Genomic DNA, 20,293 nt, shown 5'->3' with positions numbered 1-20,293 from the left:
CTCCGGGCTGCTCCCCGGGACGCCGCTGCCAGCGGCAGCCCTTTTATGGTTGCCGTTGACTTTTCGATTTCCCATGCGCGTCGCCATCGCCGGAGCAGGCCTTGCCGGTCTCTCCTGCGCCAAATACCTCAGCGATGCGGGGCACACGCCCGTGGTCGTGGAGGCGCGCGATGTGCTCGGCGGGAAGGTGGCCGCCTGGCAGGACGAAGACGGCGATTGGTACGAAACCGGTCTGCACATCTTCTTCGGGGCCTACCCCAACATGCTGCAGCTCTTCGCTGAGCTTGGCATCGAAGATCGTCTGCAGTGGAAGGACCACGCGATGATCTTCAACCAGAAGGATTCACCTGGCAACTACAGCCGCTTCGATTTCCCGGACCTGCCTGCCCCCCTCAATGGTGTGGCAGCGATCCTCGGCAACAATGACATGCTGAGCTGGCCCGAGAAAATCCAGTTCGGTCTTGGTCTGGTGCCGGCGATGCTGCGCGGCCAGAATTATGTCGAAGAGTGTGACAAGTACTCCTGGTCGGAATGGCTTGAGCTTCATAACATCCCCAAGCGGGTGAATGATGAAGTCTTCATCGCCATGAGCAAGGCCTTGAATTTCATCAACCCTGATGAGATCTCAAGCACCGTGATCCTCACGGCTCTGAACCGCTTTCTTCAGGAGAAGAACGGCTCGAAGATGGCCTTCCTCGATGGCAACCCTCCCCAGCGGCTGTGTGCACCGATCGTGGACTGGATCCGCGAGCGGGGTGGCGAGGTGCACCTCAACAGCCCCCTCCGCCGGATCGAGCTCAACGGCGACGGCAGCGTGTCAGGATTCCGTCTGGCTGGCGTTCAGGGCCAGGAGCCCCGCCTGCTGCAGGCTGACGCCTACGTGAGTGCCCTGCCGGTGGACCCCCTCAAGCTGCTGCTGCCTGAGCCCTGGAAGCAGCTGCCCTTCTTCGAGAAGCTGGAGGGCCTCCGGGGGGTGCCGGTGATCAACATCCACCTCTGGTTCGACCGCAAGCTCACGGAGATCGATCACCTGCTGTTCAGCCGCTCCGATCTGCTCAGTGTCTACGCCGACATGAGCAACACCTGCCGGGAGTACGCCGATCCGGAGCGCTCGATGCTGGAGCTGGTCTTCGCCCCGGCCGAGGAGTGGATCGGCCGCAGCGACGAGGCCATCGTGGAGGCCACCCTCAACGAGCTGCGGCGGCTGTTCCCGGATCACTTCACCGGAGAGGACCAGGCCAAGCTGCGCAAGGCACGGGTTGTGAAGACACCGCTCTCCGTTTACAAGACGGTGCCAGGCTGCCAGCAACTGCGACCGTCGCAGGACACGCCGATCGCCAATTTCTTCATGGCCGGTGACTACACGATGCAGCGCTACCTCGCTTCGATGGAAGGGGCCGTTCTCAGCGGAAAGCTCTGCGCTGAGGCCGTCTGCCAGAGCCGGGCCTTGGATCCCCAGGCGGTGTGACCGTGCTGGCTGCCTCCACCACGGTGTCCTGTCCTTCCCTGCCGACCCTGGAGGAGGCTTACCAGGCTTGTCGCCAGGAAACAGCCCAGTGGGCCAAGACCTTCTACCTCGGCACCCTGCTGATGCCCCCGGCGAAGCGGCGGGCGATCTGGGCCATCTATGTCTGGTGCCGCCGCACCGATGAGCTGATGGACAGTCCACAGGCCCAGGCCCTGCCGGTGGAGTGCCTGGCCGAGAGGCTCGATCGCTGGGAAGAGCGCACCCGCTCGCTCTTCAGTGGACAGGTGCAGGACGCCCTCGACCTGGTGATGGTCGACACCCTGCAGCGCTATCCCCAGCCGCTTCAGCCGTATCTCGACATGATCGAGGGTCAGCGGATGGATCTGCAGCGCCACCGCTATGCCCGCTTCGAGGACCTGGAGCTCTACTGCTACCGGGTGGCGGGCACGGTGGGGCTGATGACCCAGGAGGTGATGGGCCTGGATCCCGCCTACACCTCAGCCCCCTGGAGCGAGCGGCCGGACACCTCCAGCGCGGCCGTGGCCCTGGGCATCGCCAACCAGCTCACGAACATCCTCCGGGATGTGGGCGAAGACCGGGCCCGCGGGCGGATCTATCTGCCCCAGGAGGATCTCGAGCGCTTCGGTTACTCCGAGGCGGATCTGCTGGCCGGTACCCTCAACGACAACTGGCGAGCCCTGATGGACTTTCAGTTGCGCCGGGCCCGCCAGTGGTTTGCCCGCTCCGAAGCGGGAGTGCGCTGGCTCTCGGCGGATGCCCGCTGGCCGGTGTGGGCTTCCCTGCGGCTGTACCGGGGCATCCTCTCTGTGATCGAGCAGCTCGACTACGACGTGTTCAGCCACCGGGCCTACGTGCCTCGCCCGCTCAAACTGCTCGATCTTCCCTGTTCTTTTGTGATAGCCCAGTCGCGCTGAGCCACTCGATCAGGATCGGGTTCACCAGCTGCGGGGCTTCGTCGTGGGGGCAGTGGCCGAGTCCCGGCAGCAGCCGCAGCTCACGAATGCAGGCGAACTGCTCAGCCCATTGCCTGGCCTCTGCTGGATTCTCCCAGGGATCCAGCTCGCCCCAGATCATGCGCACCGGCACGGGGCCCAGACGCGCGAGGATCTCCGGAGCGAGGTGGTCATCGAAGAGGTTGACGAAGCCGCGGAAGCTCTCCGGGGCTCCTGAATCGGTGCTGGGGCGAAAGAGCAGCTCCACCAGGGCGTCGTCGACGTTGGCGCCGCTGGGATAGGCCATGGCCAGCACCCGCCGGATGAAGGCGGGCCGTGCCAGGGTGCGGAAGAGGGGGGCGATCAGCCAGCGCTGGCGCACCAGTTGCTTGATCAGAGGACGGCTGAGGCGCTGCGGCCAGGGCAGGAGCGCCACTCGTTTCTCATCAAGAGTGCGCTGAGCGCAATCGATCAGGATCACCTGGCGTGGTGCCAGGCCGCGATCCACCAGCAGTTCAGTGGCCCGCAGGGCCACCACGCCGCCAATCGAATTGCCGACCAGCTGCAGGCTGGGCGCCTGGCCCGACGGACCTGTGGTCGCCGAGCCCAGGATCCAGGTGGCGAAGTCGGCCACCTGCTCGGCCCAGAGATCAAAGCCATAACCGACAGCCCCCGCTCTGGCGGTTTCCCCGCGCAGCTGGGAGCAGGGCTTGTCACTGGAGCCGAATCCCAGCAGGTCGATGGCGTAGGTGGAAAAGTGCTGCCCCAGTTCGGGCAGGTTGTGACGCCAGTGGCCGCTGGATGCCCCGAAGCCGTGGATCAGCACCACAACGTCCTGAGCGGATGGCGTCGATGAGCTGGTGTCGTCCGAGCTCTGTTCCGGGGCCTGGCTGGTGAAGCCGATCGAATGGCCTCGCCAGCACCAGTGCTGGAGCGGGCGAGGACCATCAACAGCTGGATCAGTCACGCACCAGGCCTGAAGGGAGCGAACGGGGACCCGGCTTGGACCGCTGCCTCAGACGGCTGCGGTCTGGTTGGCCAGGAGCGACTTGAGCTTGGCCAGTTCGCCGGCCCAGCGTGGATCGGGAGCGCCTTCGGTGATGTCGTCACTGTGCACCACCTTGTTGACCGCCTTGCGGGCCACGGTGGCCGTGGCACCAGCGCCACGGCGGTCGGTGCTGGGGGCCGCGCCACGGGAGTCGCGCCGTTCGGAGCGCTCGATGCGCAGGCTGTTACCACCGAAGTCGCGACCGTTGAGCTGCTCGATCACCGCATCAGCGAGCTTCTCGTCGTCGACGTTGGCGAAGCCGAAGCCTCGGCAGGCGCCGGTTTCACGGTCCTGAACGGTCTTGAATCGCACGCCTTCACCGACGGAGGTGAACAGGGCTGTCAGTTCCTTGTCATCGAAGCTCTGCGGCAGGTTGCCGACGTAAAGACGAACGCTCATGAAACGAGGGGAGGAAGGGAAATGTTTGACCGATGGCGGAGTGTTGATCGATGAACAGGTTGGTCTGGAGAGCCAGTGGCTCGGAAATCCCTTGACGAAACCTCAGACGATCAGCCGATGCTTACGGGCAGTGTCAGGCTGTGGATGGATGCCTTTTCACCCTCAAGTAAATCATGCCGTGGTTCGCTCCATCCAGAGCCGGGCCTCGTGCAGGGCCTCCTCCCGGCCCTGGATCCGGCCATAGGCGGCTTCAAGCGTGAGATGGGCGAGCAGGTCCCCCAGCCGACGGGACGGGCTCAGCCCCAGGTGCTCCTGAAGAGTGCCGCCATCGACCGGTGGACGGGGGTGAAACAACGGATCCTGGTGATTACGCCAGTGCGCTAACCAGTCCTTCGCCAGGTTGGCTGGAAAAAACAGCAGCAGGGCCGGAAGATCCGACTCCAGCTGCTGATGCAGCCTCAGGCGCTCCCCTTCATCCAGGCGCTGCAGGCCGGAGGCGGCGCCCTCGGCGCCCTCCAGCAGCCGCAGCAGCCAGTGGCGCAAGAGGCCGCAGCGCTGCTGCAACTGACGACTGCTGCGCAATCGCTCCAGGGCCGGCGCATCGAGCACCCGTGCCAGCCGGGCCAGGGGCACGGCCCGGGCCGCTTCCTCGGGGGTCAGCCCCAGCTCCGGAGCCACTCCCTGTCCCCAGAGCGGCTCCCGGCCGATCGAACGCCAGGGATCGAGCAGGCCGTAGCTCAGGGCCTCCTCCAGGCCCGTCCCCCCGCCGGGGGCCTGCGCCAGCTTCTCCAGTTCCTGCAGCACGCGCTCCGGTGCCACCTGGCTGATCCGGCCGTGGTGGCGCTCGATCCAGCCACGGGTCTGGGGCTCCAGCCGGAAGCCCAGCTCGGCGGCCAGGCGTATCCCCCGCAGCATGCGCAGCGGATCGTCGAGCAGGTTGGCTTCCCGCACCGCCACCAGCTCTCCCCTGACGAGATCCTCCAGGCCACCGGTGGGATCCAGCAGCTCGGACGCTGGAAGCAGCGGCATGGCCAGAGCATTCAGCCTGAAATCCCGCCTCCAGAGATCGCTCTCCAGATCGTCACCCGCCTGGCGGGCCAGGTCCAGGCTCCACCCGCGCAGCACCAGCCGGGCGATGGAGCGCTTGGCATCGAGGATCACCACGCTGCCGCCGTGGCGGCGGCTCAGGCTGTTGCAGAGGCTGATGGCGTCACCGGGCACCACCAGGTCCAGGTCGGGCTGAGGACCCAGGCGCCCCAGCAGTCCATCGCGCACGGCGCCCCCCACCAGGGCTGTGCCCCTCGGGAAGGACTCCGGGGGCAGGGGCCAGCTGCCGAGGCCCAGGACCTGGCGCAGGACAGCGGTGGCGGCAACCCTGCGTCCCTCAGGGGCGCACGCCCACCTCAGAATGGAGGGAGTGAAGAGCTCCGGCGGCATGTGCATCTGCGTCGACTGCCACTGGGTGGAGCGCTGTCAGGCCTATCACGCGGTGGAGGGGCAGCACGGTGTGGAGCACCTCAGCATGGAGCCGGATCTCTGTCCCGAGTCTCCCCGCATTCATGTGCAGGTGATCAGCCTGGAGGGCGATCAGGTGGGGGTGGAGTGGGACGTGAGGGCTTGCGGCAGTTTCCAGCCCGACCCTGGCCGCTGGAGCCGCTTGCGCCCAGGAGAGATGGTGCCGGCATGAGCGCTGCCACCCCGCCCTGGTTGCTGGCACTGCACAGCACGAGCGAGGTTCTGGGGCTGGGACTCGCCCCTCTGGCGCCGTCGTCGCACCCTGCAGCGCAGGCCGAGCCAAGCTCCACCATCCGCAGTCATCCCCTGGGCCGGAGGCTCTCCAACGACCTGCTGGCCTGCGTCGAGGAGCTGCTGCCCGCCCACCGGTGGCACCAGCTGGCGCGTCTGGCCGTCGCCACGGGCCCGGGCGGATTCACCGGCACCCGGGTGACCGTGGTCTTCGCCCGCACCCTGGCCCAGCAGCTGGCGCTGCCCCTGGATGGATTCAGCAGCTTCCTGCTGATCGCTCACCGCCTGCGTCAGCGGGCCGAGGTGGACGATCAGCCCTTCTGGCTGTTGCAGGAGCTTCCCCGTCGAGGCATCGTGGCGGGTTGCTACGCCGTGGACGAGTGGGCTCTGGGGGGAATCGCCGAGCGGGAGGCTCCGCGCCTGTACGGACAGCTCAGCGATCTGCCGGCAGGCCCTCGCCTGGAGGCACGGGTCGATCCGGCCGCCGACGTGGACCAGTTGCTGCGCCTGAGCGGCCTGGCGGCGACGGCGGGATCGGCGGCTCCCTGGGCCGGCGTGCTTCCCCTGTATCCCACCAGCCCGGTGGGCCAGCCCTGATGCGACGGCTGCTGGTGCTGGCACTGCTGGCCGGCGCGCTGGTCGTGGTGGGCCGGGGGCTGCTGCTGCCCAGCCTCGGCCAGCCCCAGTTGATCCTGGTGCTGGGTGGCGATATCGAGCGGGAGAAGCTGGCCGGCCGGCTGGCTCACCGTGACGGGCTCCCCCTGCTGGTGAGTGGTGGCAGCAATCCGGAATACGCCCAGTGGCTGTTCAGCCAGGAGGGGCTCGATCGTCGCCAGTTCCGTCTGGACTACCGGGCCCGCGACACCCTGGGCAACTTCACCACGGTGGTGGATGACCTCCGGCGACTCGGCATCCACCATGTCCTGCTGGTCACCAGCAGCGATCACATGGACCGGGCCCTGCTGGTGGGACGGATCGTGGCCGGCAGCCGAGGGATTCATCTCACCCCGGTGGCCGTCCCCTGCGGAGACCGCTGCCTGCCGGAGGGACGACGCAAGGTCTGGGGCGATGGCCTGAGGGCTGCCGCCTGGGTGATCACCGGTCGGGATCTTCGCTCGTGGGCGGCAGGGCGGCTGGGGCCCGCCCTGGGGCCAGCAGGCCCTGATCCAGGAGCGCATTGATCTGCTCCTGACAGGCGGCGGTGGTGGCCAGCAGGTCGACGCGGCGACGGGAGGCGGGTGGCGGGATGATCTGGCCGATGCGGATGTGGATCGGCACCATCCTGGGTGTGCTCTGACCTGTGCCGAGGGCCCTGTGGCTGTTGATGATCGCCACCGGCAGGAGAGGAACCCCTGCCCGTGCCGCCAGCAGGGCGGCTCCTGGCTGCGGTTGGTTCACGCGCCCGTCCGGCTGGCGGGTGCCGTCGATGAACACGCCGGTGGCCCAGCCCTCGAGCAGGCGGTCGGTGGCAATGCGGATGGCCTCCCTGTCGCTGGCACCACGGGAGACGGGATAGGCCCCGCAGGCCCGGATGATGGGCCCCAGCAGGGGCACCCGGAACAGTTCGGCCTTGGCCATGAAGGCCACAGGACGCCCCAGGGCGTGCCCCAGCAGGGGCGGGTCGAGATGGGACCCGTGGTTCGCGACCACCACCAGGGCCCCATCCATGGGAACCCGGTCATTGCCGCTGGTGCGGCCCCTGAACAGCAGCCGGAACACCGGAAACACCAGCAGGTAGCTGATCAGGCGATAGGTGAGGCTCGGCCTGGGGGTGAGCAGGGCCGGGGGCTCTGCCCGGCGGCGGCGCAGGCGACGGCGGGGAGGGATCGGCCCGCTGGCCGGGGGGCTCACTGTGGTGTCGCTCACAGGCCCAGGTCGGCGGCGCTGTGGATCTGGGCTGTGGTGACCCCGCTCAGGCTGCGTTTGATCAGACCACTGAGCACGTTGCCAGGGCCGATCTCCACCACGGTGTCGATCCCGTGGGCCGCCATCTGATCCATGGTCTCGCGCCAACGCACCCCGCTCACTATCTGCCGGCGCAGGCGCTGCTTGAGTTCGGCTCCCTGGGTGGTGGGGGTTGGATCCGTGTTGCTCATCACCGGAATCCTGGCGTCGGAGAAGGGGACCTCCTCCAGCAGGGCGGCGAAAGCGTCGGCCGCATCAGCCATGAACGGAGAGTGGAAGGCTCCGGAGACGGCCAGTGGGATGGCCCGCCTGCAGGAGAGCTGGGAGGCCAGGGTGCTCACGGCCTCCGGCAGGCCGGAGATCACCACCTGGGCCGCACTGTTGTCGTTGGCGATCACCACGCCTTCGCTGGCCTCCACCAGGGCCTCCAGTTCGCTGCGATCGAAGCCCATCACCGCGGTCATCGCTCCGCCTCCGGCCGCGGCCATCAGCTCGCTGCGACGGCACATCAGCTCGAGGCCGGTGCTGAAGTCGAAGACTTCGGCGGCATAGAGGGCCACCAGTTCCCCGAGGCTGTGGCCGGCCACGAGATCGGCCAGGCGCCCCTGGGCCTTGAGGCCATCCACCAGCAGGCTTTCCAGCACGAACAGGGCAGGTTGGGTGTTGCGGGTGTCGCTCAGATCGGTCTGGTGCCCGTTCCCCTCGCACGGTTCCCCGGCACAGATCGCCAGCAGGTCGCTGCCCAGCAGATCGGAGGCGGCGGCGAAGCGTTCGCGGCCCCCCGGGAGCTCCAGCACACCACCGGCCATGCCGGTCTTCTGTGAGCCCTGGCCGGGAAACACCCAGGCAATCCCCATGGCGACATGCGCTCGCACCGGCTGGAGACTACGGCGGTGCGGTTCGACCGGGGTCGGCGGACCCCCGGGAGACCGCTGAGCCACCCCAGCGCAGCAGTGCCGCCCCCCAGCTGAGTCCGGCTCCGAAGCCGCTGCTGGCGATCAGATCGCCCGGGCGCACCCGGCCATCCCTGACCGCCTCATCCAGCATCAGCGGGATGGTGGCGGCGGAGGTGTTGCCATAACGGGCCAGGTTGCTGAGGACACGCTCATGCGGGATGGCGAAGCGGTCGGCCACTGCATCGAGGATGCGCTGATTGGCCTGGTGCAGCAACAGCCAGTCGAGCTGCTCCGATGAGGTGCCGGTGCTCTCCAGCAGATCCTGCAGCACCGCCGGGACCTCCCGGACGGCGAACTTGTAGACCTCCTGGCCATTCATGTGGATGGTCTCGAAGCCGCCTTTCTGGTTCGAATGACCCTCCAGCAGAGGAACGTGTTCGTCGCGCTGGCGCAGGGAGAGGCAGTCGGCCCGTCGGCCATCGGAGTGCATCTTGAAGCCCAGCAGGCCGTTGCTCGACTCCTCGCAGGCTTCCACCGCCACGGCAGCGGCACCGTCACCGAAGAGCACGCAGGTGCTGCGGTCGTCCCAGTCGATCCAGCGGCTGAGCTGATCGGCACCGATCACCAGGGCCCGCCCCACCGTCCCTCCCCGGATGTACTGGCCGGCGGTGATCAGGGCAAAGAGAAAGCCGCTGCAGGCGGCGGTGAGATCGAAGGCCGCCGCCCGCCTGGCCCCGAGGGCCCCCTGCACCCTTGGGGCCGTGCCGAACAGATCATCGGGACTGGATGTGGCCAGCAGGATCAGGTCCAGCTCCCCGGCGTCCCAGCCGGCCTGATCCAGGGCGGCCTGGGCGGCTGCGGTGGCCAGGCTGGTGAGGGTTTCACCGGGACCGGCGATCCGGCGGGCGCTGATGCCCGTGCGGCTGCGGATCCAGGCGTCGTTGGTGTCGACCCGGCGGCTGAGCTGCTCATTGCTGATGCTGACCAGCGGCAGAGCGCTGCCGCTGCCCACCAGGGCCATGCCTGCGCCCATCCGGCCGAGCGACACTCTCCCAGTCCTCAGTTGGGCTCAGTCAACCACAGGCCGTGACGGTGTCCTCCTGGGCGCTGAGCCGGTGCAGGTCGTCCATCACCCCATGGCTGGCGGCCAGGTGGGCGATGCGCAGGGCACTGACCACCGAGAGGGCCTTGCTGCTGCCATGGCCGATCACGCAGACGCCATTCACGCCCAGCAGCAGGGCACCGCCGTGCTCGGCATGGTCGAGGCGCTTCTTGATCCGGACCAGATTGCTGCGCAGGAAGGCCGAGCCCACCTTGCCGCGGCGGCCGCGGGGCAATTCAGCCCGCAACACATCGAGCAGCACGCTGCCCACGGACTCGAGGAACTTGAGCAGCACGTTGCCGGTGTAGCCATCGCAGACGACCACATCGAAGGCGCCTGAGAGCACGTCGCGGCCTTCACAGTTGCCCTTGAATCGGATCCTTGGCTCAGCCGCCAGCAGCGGAAAGGCCTTGAGCGTGAGCTCGTTGCCCTTGCACTCCTCCTCGCCGATGTTGAGCAGACCGACGCTCGGCCGGGGCACTCCAAGCACATCCCGGCTGTAAATGCTCCCCAGCAGGGCGAACTGGTGCAGATAGCCCGGTTTGCAGTCCATGTTGGCGCCCACGTCGAGCACCAGCACCTGCTGGGTTGGATCCTTGGTCGGAAAGAGGGCACCGATGGCAGGCCGGTCGATGCCCTTCAGACGCCCCAGACGGAAGATGGCCGAGGCCATCACGGCCCCTGAGTTGCCAGCGGAATAGACCGCGGTGGCCTCACCCCGCTTCACCAGGTCCATGGCCAGGTTGATGCTGGCGTCGCGCTTGCGCCGCACCACCGTGGCCTCGTCGTCCATGCCCACGGACGGGCCACTGGGCACCAGCTCGATCAGACCCCGCTGGACCGCCTCCCGCAGCAGCTCACCCAGGCCCAGCTGGGGCACCACCGCTTCCACCGCCGCAGTTTCGGCCACGAAGCGGATGCGTACGGGCAGGATCTGAACCGCCCTGAGGCAACCCTCCAGGATCGGTCCGGGAGCGTGGTCACCGCCCATGCCGTCGACGGCCACCCAGAGGCGCTCGCCCCGGTTGATGGCGGCCAGTTCCTCCCCACCACTCTGCTGCAGCCGGCGCAGGGGATCGATGACGAGCGGGTTGAGGACCGAGCCGGCCGTGGAGGCCATGCTGCCGGCCACGGATCCTGCTGCCGAGGCGGCTGCCGAGGCTGCGGTGCTGGCGGAGGAGGTGGCCGTGCCCACGAGCGAAGTGACCGCCGCATTGCGGCGGTACCAGATCACCAGACGGCGGATGGCCCGGCTTGGCTTGGCACGCCTGCCGGAGCGGGGATCGAGATCAGGTTCCTTCGGAGGCAACGGCTTCCACGATGCGCTGGAACAGGTATCCCGTGCCGCGTGCCGTGAGGATCAGCTCGGGATTGGCTGGATCATCCTCCAGCTTGGAGCGCAACCGGGAGATGTGGACATCCACCACCCGGGTGTCCACATGCCGTTCGGGTGTATAGCCCCAGACTTCCTTGAGGATTTCGCCGCGGCTGAAGGGTTCGCCCGAGCGGCTCACCAGCAGCTCCAGCAGGCTGAACTCCATGCCGGTGAGCCGGATGCGCTCCTCCCCCCGGTACACCTGACGCTTGTTCGTGTCGATGCGCAGCTCCCCCACCTGGATGACTCCGGAGTTGGGGATCCCCACCACCTGGTCCTTCTCCACCCGGCGCAGCACGCAGCGGATGCGGGCCTCGAGTTCCTTGGGGCTGAAGGGCTTGACGACGTAGTCATCGGCCCCCAGCTCCAGGCCGGTGATGCGGTCGGCCACATCGCCCAGGGCCGTGAGCATCACGATCGGCACATCCGATTCCTTGCGCAGCTCCTGGCAGACCCCGTAGCCATCGAGCTTGGGCATCATCACGTCGAGCACCACCAGATCCGGGTTCGACTGACGGAAGGCCTCGAGCGCCTCCACGCCGTCGGAGGCCGTGACGACCTGGTAGCCGATCATCGACAGGCGTGTGTCCAGGATCCGCCTGATGCTGGCTTCGTCGTCGACGACCAGGATGGTCTCCTTGGCTGAACTGGAAACCGTCATCGTGTCGCCGGCACGGTTACAAAATCTCCGCCTACTGAAAAGGCGCCAGCCCCCGCAAGTTCACCAAAGCCACCATTCGTCACAAACCTCCTTGGGACGTTCCACCCCTTTCTACGCCTGCCAGAGCTGTGGAGCTCAATCCCGGCAGTTCTTCGGTCGCTGTCCGGGGTGCGGCAGCTGGAACAGCCTGGTGGAGCAGAGCAATCCCGCCGCTGATGGCCGCCGTCGGCGAGCCGCACCGGCTCCCCCTGCGGATGGGGCCACCCCCCTGCCGCGGCGCTTCGAGCCGATTCAGGCCGTGGGCGAGCGCCCGCTGCGACGGCTCGCCACGGGCTTCCCTGAGCTGGATCGGGTCCTCGGCGGTGGCCTGGTGCCCGGATCGCTGGTCCTGGTGGGCGGGGATCCCGGCATCGGCAAGTCGACCCTGCTGCTGCAGAGCGCGCGGGCCCTGGCGGAGGCCTGCTCCGTGCTCTACGTGAGTGCCGAGGAATCGGCCCAGCAGGTCAAGCTGCGCTGGCGGCGCCTGGGCCCGGAGGCAGGAGCGGAGGGGACGGGCGACCAGGCCGGCCTGCAGTTGCTGGCCGAAACCGACCTGGAGCTGGTGCTCCAGGAGCTGGAGGCGCTGCGTCCGGCTGTGGCCATCATCGACAGCATCCAGGCCCTCCATGACGCCGAGCTGAGCAGCGCCCCGGGCTCGGTCTCCCAGGTCAGGGATTGCGCCGCAGCCCTGCAGCGGCTGGCCAAGCGCCAGGACACGGCCCTGCTGCTGGTGGGCCATGTGACCAAGGAGGGGATGCTGGCGGGGCCGAAGGTGCTCGAGCATCTGGTGGATGCCGTGCTCACCTTCGAGGGTGACCGCTTTGCCAGCCACCGCCTGCTGAGGGCGGTCAAGAACCGCTTCGGGGCCACCCATGAACTGGGGGTGTTCGAGATGCGCGACCGGGGCCTGGCGGAGGTGACCAACCCCAGCGAGCTGTTCCTGGGGGGAGACGGACCCTGCGCCGGCACCGCCACGATCGTGGCCTGCGAGGGCACCCGGCCGCTGCTGGTGGATCTCCAGGCGCTGGTGAGCACCACCAGTTACGCCAGCCCGAGGCGAACCGCCACGGGGATCGGCATCAACCGTCTGCACCAGATCCTGGCGGTGCTGGAGAAGCACCTGGGCCTGCCCCTCTCCCGCTTCGATTGCTATCTGGCCGTGGCTGGGGGACTGGATGTGGAGGAGCCCGCCGCTGATCTGGGGGTGGCGGCTGCGGTGGTCGCCAGCTACCGCGACCTCACCCTGCCGGCCGGCACGGTGCGGGGGGGGGGGCTGGGGGTGGGGGGACAGATCCGCTCGGTGGGGCAGCTGGAGTTACGTCTGCAGGAGGCGGCTCGCCTCGGGTTCACCCGGGCCGTGGTGCCCCGCGGCAGCGGGCTGGCTCCGGTGGCGGCCGCTCTGGGGCTGGAGCTGCTGGAGGCCGGAGGGGTGGCTGAGGCCCTGGTGGCGGCCCTGGGGGCGGATCCCGCCGCCGACTGAGGCCTCAGAAATACACGTCGACGGAACCGCGGCCGCTGGTCTTGATCCAGTTCTGGGCTTCGATGTAGTTGTTGGGGGCCATCCGGATCGCCTTGGTCCAGTACTCGGCGGCCTGGGAGAAGCGTCGGTCCGCCTCGTCGGTGTCGCCCCGCTCCTCGGCCAGGGAGCCCAGGTGGTGGTGGATCACCGCCATGTTGTTCAGGGCCTGGGGCATGTGGCTGTTGAGCTCCAGCACCTGTTCGTAGGTCTCGATCGCCCGCTGGTGGTCGCCGTTGCTCGTGTACACCAGGGCCATGTTGTAGAGGATGAAGGCGCGATCCAGGGGGTCATCTTCCAGCTTGAGCGCCTCGTCGTAGTTCTCGAGCGCCTCGGCGTATTCACCATCGCCCTGGGCGCTCATGCCGTCGCGGTAGTAGGCGAAGGCCTCCTTGGCGCGGCGGTTGGTGGGCAGCACCTTGAGGATCAGGTCGGCCATCACCGTGAAGCTCTTGTCGATGAAGTTGTCGTTGCGTTGGCTGCGGGGCACGGCGCGGCTCGTGTGATCGGTGCTCCCATCCTGACGGGTGCCCGCCGCGCCAGGGAGCTTCCGCCACACTCCCTACCCTTGGGGCTGAGCACCGGCCCGTGACCCTGACCTCCCCCCTCCCAGCGCCCAGCGCACCCGTCGAGCCCGTGCTCCTGGATGTGGATGGCATGAAGTGCGGCGGCTGCGTGCGGGCGGTGGAGCGACGCCTTCTCGAGCAGCCCGGGGTCAGCCAGGCCAGCGTCAATCTGGTGACCCGCACCGCCTGGATCGGCCTGGATCCGGCCCGGAGCACCCCGTCTGACGATCCGGCGACAGCCTTGATCGCCAGCCTGCAGGCCCTGGGTTTCGAGGCTCACCGGCGCGATCAGACGGGCCCCGATCCCAGCCGCGCCGAGCGCGACCGGCAGCGTCGCTGGCGTCAGGAGTGGCGCCAGCTGATCGTGGCCCTCAGCCTGCTGCTGGTGTCGGTGCTCGGTCACCTGGCTCAGGGGGGCCACCTGCCGGCGGCCCTGATGGCCCTGCCCGGGGTGCCCAGGCTGGGGGATCTGGGCTTTCACGCCCTCGTGGCCAGCGTGGCCCTGCTCGGACCCGGGCGGGAAATCCTGGTGCGGGGCGCCCGCAACGCCTGGCAGCGGACCCCCAGCATGGACACCCTGGTGGGGCTGGGCATGGGCAGCGCCTACCTGGCCAGCCTGGTGGCCTATCTGCAGCCGGCGTCGGGCTGGCCCTGCTTCTTCAATGAGCCCGTGATGCTGCTGGGCTTCGTGCTGCTGGGCCGCTTCCTTGAAGAGCGTGCCCGCAACCGCACAGGCCAGGCCCTCGAGCAGCTGGCGCATCTGCAGCCCGACACGGCCCTGCTTCTCCTTGGCGATGGACCTCCCCGGGAGGTGCGCGTCGGCGGCCTTCGCCCAGGCGATCGGATCCGTCTGCTTCCCGGGGACCGCGTCCCCGTCGACGCTGAGGTGGTGGAGGGTCACTCCGCGGTGGATGTGTCCAGTCTCACGGGGGAGCCTCTCCCCCTGGACGCCGGGCCCGGCAACGAGCTGATGGCCGGAATGCTCAACCTGCAGGCACCCCTGGAGCTGGAGGTGCGGCGCACCGGGCCCGAATCCACCCTGGCCCGGATCATTGCCCTGGTGGAGCAGGCCCAGGCCCGCAAGGCGCCGATCCAGAGCCTGGCTGACCGGGTGGCCGGCCGCTTCAGCGTGGCCGTTCTGCTGCTGGCCCTGGCCACGTTCGTGTTCTGGTGGCAATGGGGCACCAGGCTCTGGCCGCAGGTGCTGATGGGGGCGGGCCACGGGGCCCATGTCGGCCACGGGGTCCTGGGGGCCACGGCCACCACACCCTTCTCCCTCGCGCTGCAGCTGGCGATTGCCGTGCTGGTGGTGGCCTGCCCCTGCGCCCTGGGCCTGGCCACCCCCACGGCGATCACGGTGGGATCGGGCCAGGCGGCCCGTTCCGGCCTGCTCTTCCGCGGCGGCGACGCGATCGAGATGGCGGCCCGACTCGACAGCGTGCTGTTCGACAAGACCGGAACCCTCACCCTTGGCCGGCCTCTGGTGGTGGCCGTCCTGCCCGCTGGCGGCGGCGACCCCGTCGGTGCGGCTGGGGATGCCCTGGTCCAAGTCGCCGCCAGCCTCGAGCAGCACACCCGCCACCCGCTGGCCCATGCCCTGCTGCAGGAGGCCCAGTGCCGCGGTCTGTCCCTGACCCAGGTGAGCGAGAGCCGTACCGAGGTGGGGTCCGGTGTGGAGGGCCGGCTGGAAGGGCTGGAAGGGCTGGCCCGGGTCGGACGCCCGGGCTGGCTGAGTGACCACGGTCTGACCCTCCCTGCCGATCTGGAACAGCAGCTGGCCCAGCTGGAGTCGGAGGGGGCCACGGTGCTGGCGGTGGCCGCCCCGGCGGCCGTGCTCGGCCTGGTGGCGGTTCAGGACCAGCCCCGCGCCGATGCGGCCCAGGCCCTTGCTGAGCTCGCGGAGATGGGCCTGAGGCTGGGGGTGCTGAGCGGAGATCGCCGCGAGCCCGTGTTGCAGCTGGGTGATCGCCTCGGCCTGCCCGCCGCTGGCCTGGCCTGGGAACTCGACCCCCAGCAGAAGCTGGAGCACATCCTGCGCTGGCGTCAGCAGGGGACCGTGGCGATGGTGGGTGATGGCATCAATGACGCTCCGGCCCTCGCAGCGGCTGATCTGGGCATCGCCGTGGGCACCGGCACCCAGATCGCGCAGGACACCGCTGATCTGGTGATCCTCGGCGACCGGCTGGAGTCGTTGGTGGAGGCCCTCCGGCTGGCTCGTCGCACCCTGGCCAAGGTGAAGCAGAACCTGTTCTGGGCCTTCGGCTACAACCTGATCGTGCTGCCGATCGCCGCTGGGGCCCTGCTGCCGGGCTTCGGCCTGCTGCTCTCCCCCCCGCTGGCCGCTCTCCTGATGGCGGTCAGTTCGATCACCGTGGTCGTCAACGCGTTGCTGCTCCATGGCCGTGCCTGAGCACCCGCGAGGCCGTTTCCTGGTGCTGGAGGGCATCGATGGCTCGGGCAAGTCGAGCCAGCTCGAACGCCTCGCTCTCTGGCTTCCCCTCAGCGGCCTGATGCCGGCCGGTGCCTGCCTGGTGAGCAGCCGTGAGCCCGGCGGAACCCCGCTCGGTCGTGGTCTGCGGCAGCTGCTGCTGCATCCCCCGGAGGAGGCGGCGCCGGTGGCCACCGCCGAGCTCCTGCTCTACGCCGCCGATCGCGCCCAGCATGTGCAGAGCCTGATCGAGCCGGCCCTGGCGGCTGGTCACTGGGTGCTCAGCGATCGCTTCGCCGGCTCCACGGCCGCCTACCAGGGACACGGCCGGGGGCTGTCCCTCGAGCTGATCGACCAGCTGGAGGCCATGGCCACCGACGGCCTGGAGCCCGACCTCACCCTCTGGCTCGATCTTCCCCTGACCCTTTCCGCCCAGCGTCGTGGGCATCGAGGCGCTGATCGGATCGAGGCGGCTGGCCTTCCGTTTCTGGAACGGGTGTCGGCCGGTTTTGCCCGGTTGGCGGCGGAGAGGGGCTGGAGCCGGGTGGATGCCGCCGGATCGCCCGCTGAGGTGGAAGCGGCCCTGCGCGCGGCGCTGCTGGAGCGCTTCCCCCGGGTTTGGCCAGGCGATCCCGATGGCTGATCTCTTTGCTGATCTGATCGGCCAGCCCACAGCGGTGGCGCTGATGCGCTCGGCCCTGGAGCGGCGGCGCCTTGCCGCGGCCTACCTGCTCTCCGGACCTGAGGGAGTGGGGCGGCGCCTGGGGGGGCTGCGCTTCCTGGAGGGGATTCTGGCTGGACCCGCAGGCGCCCCGGCCGTGCGACGGCGCCTGAGCCAGGGCAATCATCCTGATCTGCTCTGGCTGGAGCCCACCTACTCCCACCAGGGACGGCTCGTGCCGGTGAGCCAGGCGATGGCCGAGGGGGTGAGCAAACGGGGTCTGCCGCAGATCCGGCTGGAGCAGATCCGATCCGTCGGACCGTTTCTGGCGAGGCGGGCGGTGGCTGGTCCACGCCCGGTGGTGGTGATCGAGGCCGTGGAGCTGATGGCGGAGGGGGCGGCCAGCGGGTTGCTCAAGACCCTGGAGGAGCCTGGGGCTGGGCTGTTGCTGCTGCTCAGCGCCGCGCCGGAGCGCCTGCTCAGCACGATCCGCTCCCGTTGCCAGCAGATTCCCTTCCGCCGCCTCGATCCCGTCGCGATGGCCGAGGTCATGGCGCGGCAGGCTGATGTCACCGAGGCTCAAGGCGCCCCAGGGGCCGATGAGCCTCCCGAACTGATCGAGCTGGCCGCCGGCGCCCCGGGGGCCCTGATGGAGCATCGCCGTCAGTGGCGAGGGTTGCCCAGCGGCCTGGCGGAACGGCTGGGGGCCCTGGCGGCCGATCCGCTCGAGGCCATGGCTCTGGCCCGCGACCTGAGTGAAACGCTCGATCTGGATCAGCAGTTGTGGCTGCTGAACTGGTGGCAGCTGCGTCTCTGGCGCAGGGAGCCGCTGCTGGAGACACAGCAGCGGCTGGAGCGGTTGCGGGGCCAGTTGCGGGGATTCGTGCAACCGCGCCTGGCCTGGGAAGTGGCTCTGCTGGAGCTGAGTGGAGTGATCAGCTGAGCTGGGCTCAGGCGCTCTCGAGGGCGTGGGGGGCTGCGGCCAGCTGCTCCTCCTCCCGTTGGCTGCGCATCAGGGCCTCCTGCTGGGCGAGCTTGGCTCCGGTGGGCAGCTCCAGGCAGTAACCGGCTCCATAGACCGTTTTGATGAAGCGAGGTTTGCGCGGATCGGGTTCCAGCTTGGTGCGCAGGTGGCGCACGTGCACCCGGATGGTCTCGATGTCGTCGTCCGGTTCGTAGCCCCAGACTTCCTTGAGGATCAACGAGGGCGCCACGGTCTGGCCATGGCGCTGCAGGAGGCAGTGGAGCAGCTCGAACTCCAGGTGGGTCAGGCGCACCGGCTCGTCGAACCAGATCGCCTCAAACCGCTCCGGCACCAGCGTGAGGGGGCCATAGCTGAGAATTTCGCTGTGCTTGGTGGAGAGTGGGGCCCGGTCGCTGCGGCGCAGCAGAGCTTTCACCCGCACCATCAGCTCCTCGAGATCGAAGGGTTTGGTGAGGTAGTCGTCGGCGCCGGAGTTGAATCCGCTCACCTTGTCCTTGGTGCCGCCCAGGGCTGTGATCATCAGAATCGGGATGCTGGCGGTGCGCTCATCCCGGCGCAGCCGCTGGCAGAGAGTCAGACCATCGACCTTCGGGAGCATCAGATCGAGCAGGATCAGATCCGGGTTGGCCTGCAGGGCGAGGGCCTGACCCTTGATCCCGTCATCGGCGGTCTCCACCACGAAGCCACCGTGCTCGAAATGGCCCGCCACCAGCTCGCGCATGTCCTCGTCGTCCTCGATCAGCAGGATGCAGGGTTTCATGGCAGGTGCTGGAGGACACGTGACGGCTGGCGGAAGATGGCCGGCATCAACAAGTGAGTCCATATTTTCTCCTGATCCGCCGCTTCAGCGCGTTTCGGCAGGCCGCTGCGGCGGCTGGCTCGGAGGGACGAAAGACTGTTCTGACAAGGAATCTGCCCCGACAAGCCCGGAGCTGTCTGAATTGAATCTATAGATTTTCTACCGGCTCAGGCCTTGCCAGCGCCGTCCCGCTGTGACAACACAGTGCCCTCCACCGGCTCCCTGGAGACGTTGGACTCTGTCCAGACAGCACAAGAAGACCAGTGTGACCGGGGCCATCGTTCAGAACGCGGCACTCTGGTGATGAACTCCCCGGGCAGGATTCGAACCTGCGACCAATCGGTTAACAGCCGACCGCTCTACCACTGAGCTACCGAGGAACGGGCTCAGGTGAACCTACCCGTCGGCCCTGCCGCCCGGCAAGGGGGGACGTCGGCTGCCGATGCGCTGCCGCAGGGCTGGGCCCTTCCCCCAGGATCCGATCCGGCCCCGTTCCATCTCGGCGGCACCATCGCAATGGTCGAGCTCCTCGAGCCGATGGGTGATCCACAGGGCCGTCAGCGGCCGCTCGCGCCGGTGGCAGAGCCGCTCGATCAGGTCCAGCACCTCCTGCTGACTCTCAGGGTCGAGCAGGGCTGTGGGTTCATCGAGCAGCAGCAGGCCCGCATCTCCTGCAAGGGCGCCAGCGATCGCCAGTCGTTGTTTCTGACCGCCACTGAGGGTGTGAATCGGCCGCCCTTCGAACCCACCCAGCCCCACCTGGGCGAGGGCTGCGGACACCCGCGCCTGCCGCTCCGCGGCCGGCCGACCCTGCACAAGGCCGAGCTGCAGATCGGTGCCGCAGCTGGGCAGCAGCAACTGGTGATCAGGGTTCTGGAACACCAGGGCGGGCTTCAGTGTGAGTGCCACCCGGCCGGCACTGGGCTCGAGCAGGCCGGCGATCAGACGCAGCAGGGTGCTCTTGCCGCTGCCGTTGCCGCCCACCAGCATCCAGAGGCCTGGCCCGGGCAGGAGCAGGTCGCAATGATCGAGGGCGGCTCTCCCGTTGGGCCAGCCGAAACAGAGATCCTCCACCTCCAGGGCAGGAGACCGGGGCGAGACGGCATCGCTGGAGGGGTTGCCCCGGGACATCAACCGTCGACGCTGAAGCCTGGCCGCTTGCTGCCGCCGCCGACCGCCGACTTCTCATAGAGCTGAACGGCCAGCAGTTCGCCGCTCAGCAGGCTCACGCGCTTCTCTTCGGCTTTCTCGCAGTGGAGCTCGAGCACCCGGGGATGGCCGCTTTCCATGGCCGCCCGGATCTCGCTGTGGAGCGACTGGGCGTCGCTCAGCTCCTTGCGTTGCACCGAGATGGGCATGGGGCTGAGCTTGAGGACGAGCTCGACGACGTACACGTTGTGCGCTTGAAGACCAGGGCCACTCTGGCGAACGGCCTGCCGCGCCGCCGCTGGCCATGCCCCGGGCCTGCTGAGTGCAATTACTTATTTACTGGCGTGCTCGATCGGGCCGGCTCCCGACGCCTGCCGGTTTTCCGTAGGATAAATCGTGTAAAGCTTCATGAAGTACCCGCATGACGATCGCTGTAGGGCGCGCGCCTGCCGCACGGGGATGGTTCGACATCCTCGATGACTGGCTCAAGCGTGACCGCTTTGTTTTTGTCGGCTGGTCCGGCCTGCTGCTGTTCCCCACGGCCTACCTGGCCCTGGGCGGCTGGCTGACCGGCACCACCTTCGCCACCTCCTGGTA

General features: G+C 68.4%; 21 protein-coding genes, 1 tRNA gene and 1 pseudogene. 10 read left to right on the top strand and 13 right to left on the bottom strand.

Annotated features, from left to right (window positions below):
* Positions 1-73 precede the first annotated feature (73 nt).
* Both pds and VB734_RS00770 read left to right on the top strand, forming a co-directional pair.
* Positions 74-1,468 carry a 15-cis-phytoene desaturase gene (gene pds / locus VB734_RS00775; RefSeq protein WP_322781976.1) on the top strand — a complete coding sequence of 465 codons (1,395 nt, stop codon included), beginning with the start codon at positions 74-76 and terminating at the stop codon, positions 1,466-1,468.
* Positions 1,465-2,403, top strand: a complete 939-nt coding sequence (locus VB734_RS00770; protein WP_322781975.1) for a phytoene synthase — start codon at positions 1,465-1,467, stop codon at positions 2,401-2,403. The genes pds and VB734_RS00770 overlap by 4 nt, the downstream gene beginning before the upstream one ends.
* Here VB734_RS00770 and VB734_RS00765 read toward each other — a convergent pair.
* From VB734_RS00765 to VB734_RS00755, 3 genes are all read right to left on the bottom strand, one after another.
* On the bottom strand, positions 2,354-3,388 hold the full coding sequence (locus VB734_RS00765) for an alpha/beta fold hydrolase (protein WP_231594884.1): 1,035 nt from the start codon (positions 3,386-3,388) through the stop codon (positions 2,354-2,356). The two genes, VB734_RS00770 and VB734_RS00765, sit on opposite strands and share 50 nt — an antisense overlap.
* Before the next feature lie 48 nt (positions 3,389-3,436).
* Positions 3,437-3,868 carry an RNA recognition motif domain-containing protein gene (locus tag VB734_RS00760; RefSeq protein WP_197166150.1) on the bottom strand — a complete coding sequence of 144 codons (432 nt, stop codon included), beginning with the start codon at positions 3,866-3,868 and terminating at the stop codon, positions 3,437-3,439.
* Positions 3,869-4,039: 171 nt separating this feature from the next.
* Complete coding sequence (locus VB734_RS00755; protein ID WP_322781974.1) at positions 4,040-5,305, bottom strand: CCA tRNA nucleotidyltransferase; 1,266 nt, start codon at positions 5,303-5,305, stop codon at positions 4,040-4,042.
* Here VB734_RS00755 and VB734_RS00750 point away from each other — a divergent pair.
* Genes VB734_RS00750 through VB734_RS00740 form a run of 3 tightly spaced genes read left to right on the top strand, consistent with a single transcriptional unit; the run spans position 5,304 to position 6,795 of the window.
* Positions 5,304-5,555, top strand: a complete 252-nt coding sequence (locus VB734_RS00750; protein ID WP_197166148.1) for a Ycf34 family protein — start codon at positions 5,304-5,306, stop codon at positions 5,553-5,555. The two genes, VB734_RS00755 and VB734_RS00750, sit on opposite strands and share 2 nt — an antisense overlap.
* On the top strand, positions 5,552-6,211 hold the full coding sequence (gene tsaB, locus VB734_RS00745; RefSeq protein WP_197166146.1) for a tRNA (adenosine(37)-N6)-threonylcarbamoyltransferase complex dimerization subunit type 1 TsaB: 660 nt from the start codon (positions 5,552-5,554) through the stop codon (positions 6,209-6,211). The genes VB734_RS00750 and tsaB overlap by 4 nt, the downstream gene beginning before the upstream one ends.
* On the top strand, positions 6,211-6,795 hold the full coding sequence (locus VB734_RS00740) for a YdcF family protein (protein WP_197166139.1): 585 nt from the start codon (positions 6,211-6,213) through the stop codon (positions 6,793-6,795). The genes tsaB and VB734_RS00740 overlap by 1 nt, the downstream gene beginning before the upstream one ends.
* On the opposite strand, the gene VB734_RS00735 is transcribed toward VB734_RS00740, so the two are convergent.
* Genes VB734_RS00735 through rpaB form a run of 5 tightly spaced genes read right to left on the bottom strand, consistent with a single transcriptional unit; the run spans position 6,710 to position 11,553 of the window.
* Positions 6,710-7,441, bottom strand: coding sequence for a lysophospholipid acyltransferase family protein (locus tag VB734_RS00735; RefSeq protein ID WP_322782700.1), 732 nt, complete (start codon positions 7,439-7,441; stop codon positions 6,710-6,712). The two genes, VB734_RS00740 and VB734_RS00735, sit on opposite strands and share 86 nt — an antisense overlap.
* A gap of 35 nt (positions 7,442-7,476) precedes the next feature.
* Positions 7,477-8,376 carry an ACP S-malonyltransferase gene (fabD, locus tag VB734_RS00730; protein ID WP_322781973.1) on the bottom strand — a complete coding sequence of 300 codons (900 nt, stop codon included), beginning with the start codon at positions 8,374-8,376 and terminating at the stop codon, positions 7,477-7,479.
* Between the two features lie 28 nt (positions 8,377-8,404).
* Positions 8,405-9,436 carry a beta-ketoacyl-ACP synthase III gene (locus VB734_RS00725; RefSeq protein ID WP_322782699.1) on the bottom strand — a complete coding sequence of 344 codons (1,032 nt, stop codon included), beginning with the start codon at positions 9,434-9,436 and terminating at the stop codon, positions 8,405-8,407.
* A 52-nt stretch (positions 9,437-9,488) separates the two neighbouring features.
* Positions 9,489-10,826 carry a phosphate acyltransferase PlsX gene (gene plsX / locus VB734_RS00720; RefSeq protein ID WP_322781972.1) on the bottom strand — a complete coding sequence of 446 codons (1,338 nt, stop codon included), beginning with the start codon at positions 10,824-10,826 and terminating at the stop codon, positions 9,489-9,491.
* On the bottom strand, positions 10,807-11,553 hold the full coding sequence (rpaB, locus tag VB734_RS00715; RefSeq protein WP_197166136.1) for a response regulator transcription factor RpaB: 747 nt from the start codon (positions 11,551-11,553) through the stop codon (positions 10,807-10,809). Before rpaB ends, plsX begins: the two co-directional genes overlap by 20 nt.
* 91 nt (positions 11,554-11,644) lie before the next feature.
* On the opposite strand from rpaB, the gene radA reads away from it, so the two are divergent.
* The gene (gene radA, locus VB734_RS00710; protein WP_323242860.1) at positions 11,645-13,072 is read left to right on the top strand and encodes a DNA repair protein RadA; all 1,428 of its coding nucleotides are present in this window, start codon (positions 11,645-11,647) and stop codon (positions 13,070-13,072) included.
* Positions 13,073-13,076: 4 nt separating this feature from the next.
* Here radA and VB734_RS00705 read toward each other — a convergent pair whose 3' ends face one another.
* On the bottom strand, positions 13,077-13,598 hold the full coding sequence (locus tag VB734_RS00705) for a photosystem I assembly protein Ycf3 (RefSeq protein ID WP_197166134.1): 522 nt from the start codon (positions 13,596-13,598) through the stop codon (positions 13,077-13,079).
* Between the two features lie 98 nt (positions 13,599-13,696).
* Between VB734_RS00705 and VB734_RS00700 the strand changes: the two genes are divergently transcribed.
* From VB734_RS00700 to VB734_RS00690, 3 genes are read left to right on the top strand one after another with little or no spacing between them, the layout of a single operon-like run.
* Positions 13,697-16,084: a cation-translocating P-type ATPase gene (locus VB734_RS00700; RefSeq protein ID WP_323242859.1), complete on the top strand. Its 2,388-nt coding sequence runs from the start codon at positions 13,697-13,699 to the stop codon at positions 16,082-16,084.
* Positions 16,071-16,745: a dTMP kinase gene (gene tmk / locus VB734_RS00695; protein ID WP_197166132.1), complete on the top strand. Its 675-nt coding sequence runs from the start codon at positions 16,071-16,073 to the stop codon at positions 16,743-16,745. The genes VB734_RS00700 and tmk overlap by 14 nt, the downstream gene beginning before the upstream one ends.
* Positions 16,738-17,706, top strand: coding sequence for a DNA polymerase III subunit delta' (locus tag VB734_RS00690; RefSeq protein ID WP_197166130.1), 969 nt, complete (start codon positions 16,738-16,740; stop codon positions 17,704-17,706). The genes tmk and VB734_RS00690 overlap by 8 nt, the downstream gene beginning before the upstream one ends.
* A 7-nt stretch (positions 17,707-17,713) precedes the next feature.
* On the opposite strand, the gene VB734_RS00685 is transcribed toward VB734_RS00690, so the two are convergent.
* From VB734_RS00685 to VB734_RS00670, 4 genes are all read right to left on the bottom strand, one after another.
* Complete coding sequence (locus VB734_RS00685) at positions 17,714-18,508, bottom strand: response regulator transcription factor (RefSeq protein ID WP_197166128.1); 795 nt, start codon at positions 18,506-18,508, stop codon at positions 17,714-17,716.
* A gap of 347 nt (positions 18,509-18,855) precedes the next feature.
* Positions 18,856-18,927 (bottom strand) — tRNA-Asn (locus VB734_RS00680).
* A 16-nt stretch (positions 18,928-18,943) separates the two neighbouring features.
* Positions 18,944-19,678, bottom strand: a complete 735-nt coding sequence (locus VB734_RS00675) for an ABC transporter ATP-binding protein (RefSeq protein WP_197166126.1) — start codon at positions 19,676-19,678, stop codon at positions 18,944-18,946.
* Entirely contained in the window at positions 19,678-19,941 is a 264-nt protein-coding gene (locus VB734_RS00670) for a hypothetical protein (protein ID WP_197166124.1), read from the bottom strand. The genes VB734_RS00675 and VB734_RS00670 overlap by 1 nt, the downstream gene beginning before the upstream one ends.
* Before the next feature lie 176 nt (positions 19,942-20,117).
* Here VB734_RS00670 and VB734_RS00665 point away from each other — a divergent pair.
* Positions 20,118-20,293, top strand: a pseudogene (locus VB734_RS00665) (photosystem II D2 protein (photosystem q(a) protein)); the annotation flags it as partial.

The sequence above is a fragment of the Synechococcus sp. BA-124 BA4 genome (assembly GCF_034931165.1).
Note: the sequence above shows the minus strand (reverse complement) of the source record. Positions and strands in the feature narration are given on the sequence as shown.

Excerpts from the sequence above, each read along its gene's own strand:
- VB734_RS00675 (WP_197166126.1), bottom strand. The coding sequence starts at position 19,678 with ATGTCCCGGGGCAACCCCTCCAGCGATGCCGTCTCGCCCCGGTCTCCT.
- tmk (WP_197166132.1), top strand. The coding sequence starts at position 16,071 with ATGGCCGTGCCTGAGCACCCGCGAGGCCGTTTCCTGGTGCTGGAGGGC.
- fabD (WP_322781973.1), bottom strand. The coding sequence starts at position 8,376 with ATGGGGATTGCCTGGGTGTTTCCCGGCCAGGGCTCACAGAAGACCGGC.
- VB734_RS00740 (WP_197166139.1), top strand. The coding sequence starts at position 6,211 with ATGCGACGGCTGCTGGTGCTGGCACTGCTGGCCGGCGCGCTGGTCGTG.
- rpaB (WP_197166136.1), bottom strand. The coding sequence starts at position 11,553 with ATGACGGTTTCCAGTTCAGCCAAGGAGACCATCCTGGTCGTCGACGAC.
- pds (WP_322781976.1), top strand. The coding sequence starts at position 74 with ATGCGCGTCGCCATCGCCGGAGCAGGCCTTGCCGGTCTCTCCTGCGCC.
- VB734_RS00690 (WP_197166130.1), top strand. The coding sequence starts at position 16,738 with ATGGCTGATCTCTTTGCTGATCTGATCGGCCAGCCCACAGCGGTGGCG.
- tsaB (WP_197166146.1), top strand. The coding sequence starts at position 5,552 with ATGAGCGCTGCCACCCCGCCCTGGTTGCTGGCACTGCACAGCACGAGC.
- VB734_RS00760 (WP_197166150.1), bottom strand. The coding sequence starts at position 3,868 with ATGAGCGTTCGTCTTTACGTCGGCAACCTGCCGCAGAGCTTCGATGAC.
- VB734_RS00755 (WP_322781974.1), bottom strand. The coding sequence starts at position 5,305 with ATGCCGCCGGAGCTCTTCACTCCCTCCATTCTGAGGTGGGCGTGCGCC.
- VB734_RS00725 (WP_322782699.1), bottom strand. The coding sequence starts at position 9,436 with ATGGCCCTGGTGGGCAGCGGCAGCGCTCTGCCGCTGGTCAGCATCAGC.
- VB734_RS00685 (WP_197166128.1), bottom strand. The coding sequence starts at position 18,508 with ATGAAACCCTGCATCCTGCTGATCGAGGACGACGAGGACATGCGCGAG.
- VB734_RS00750 (WP_197166148.1), top strand. The coding sequence starts at position 5,304 with ATGTGCATCTGCGTCGACTGCCACTGGGTGGAGCGCTGTCAGGCCTAT.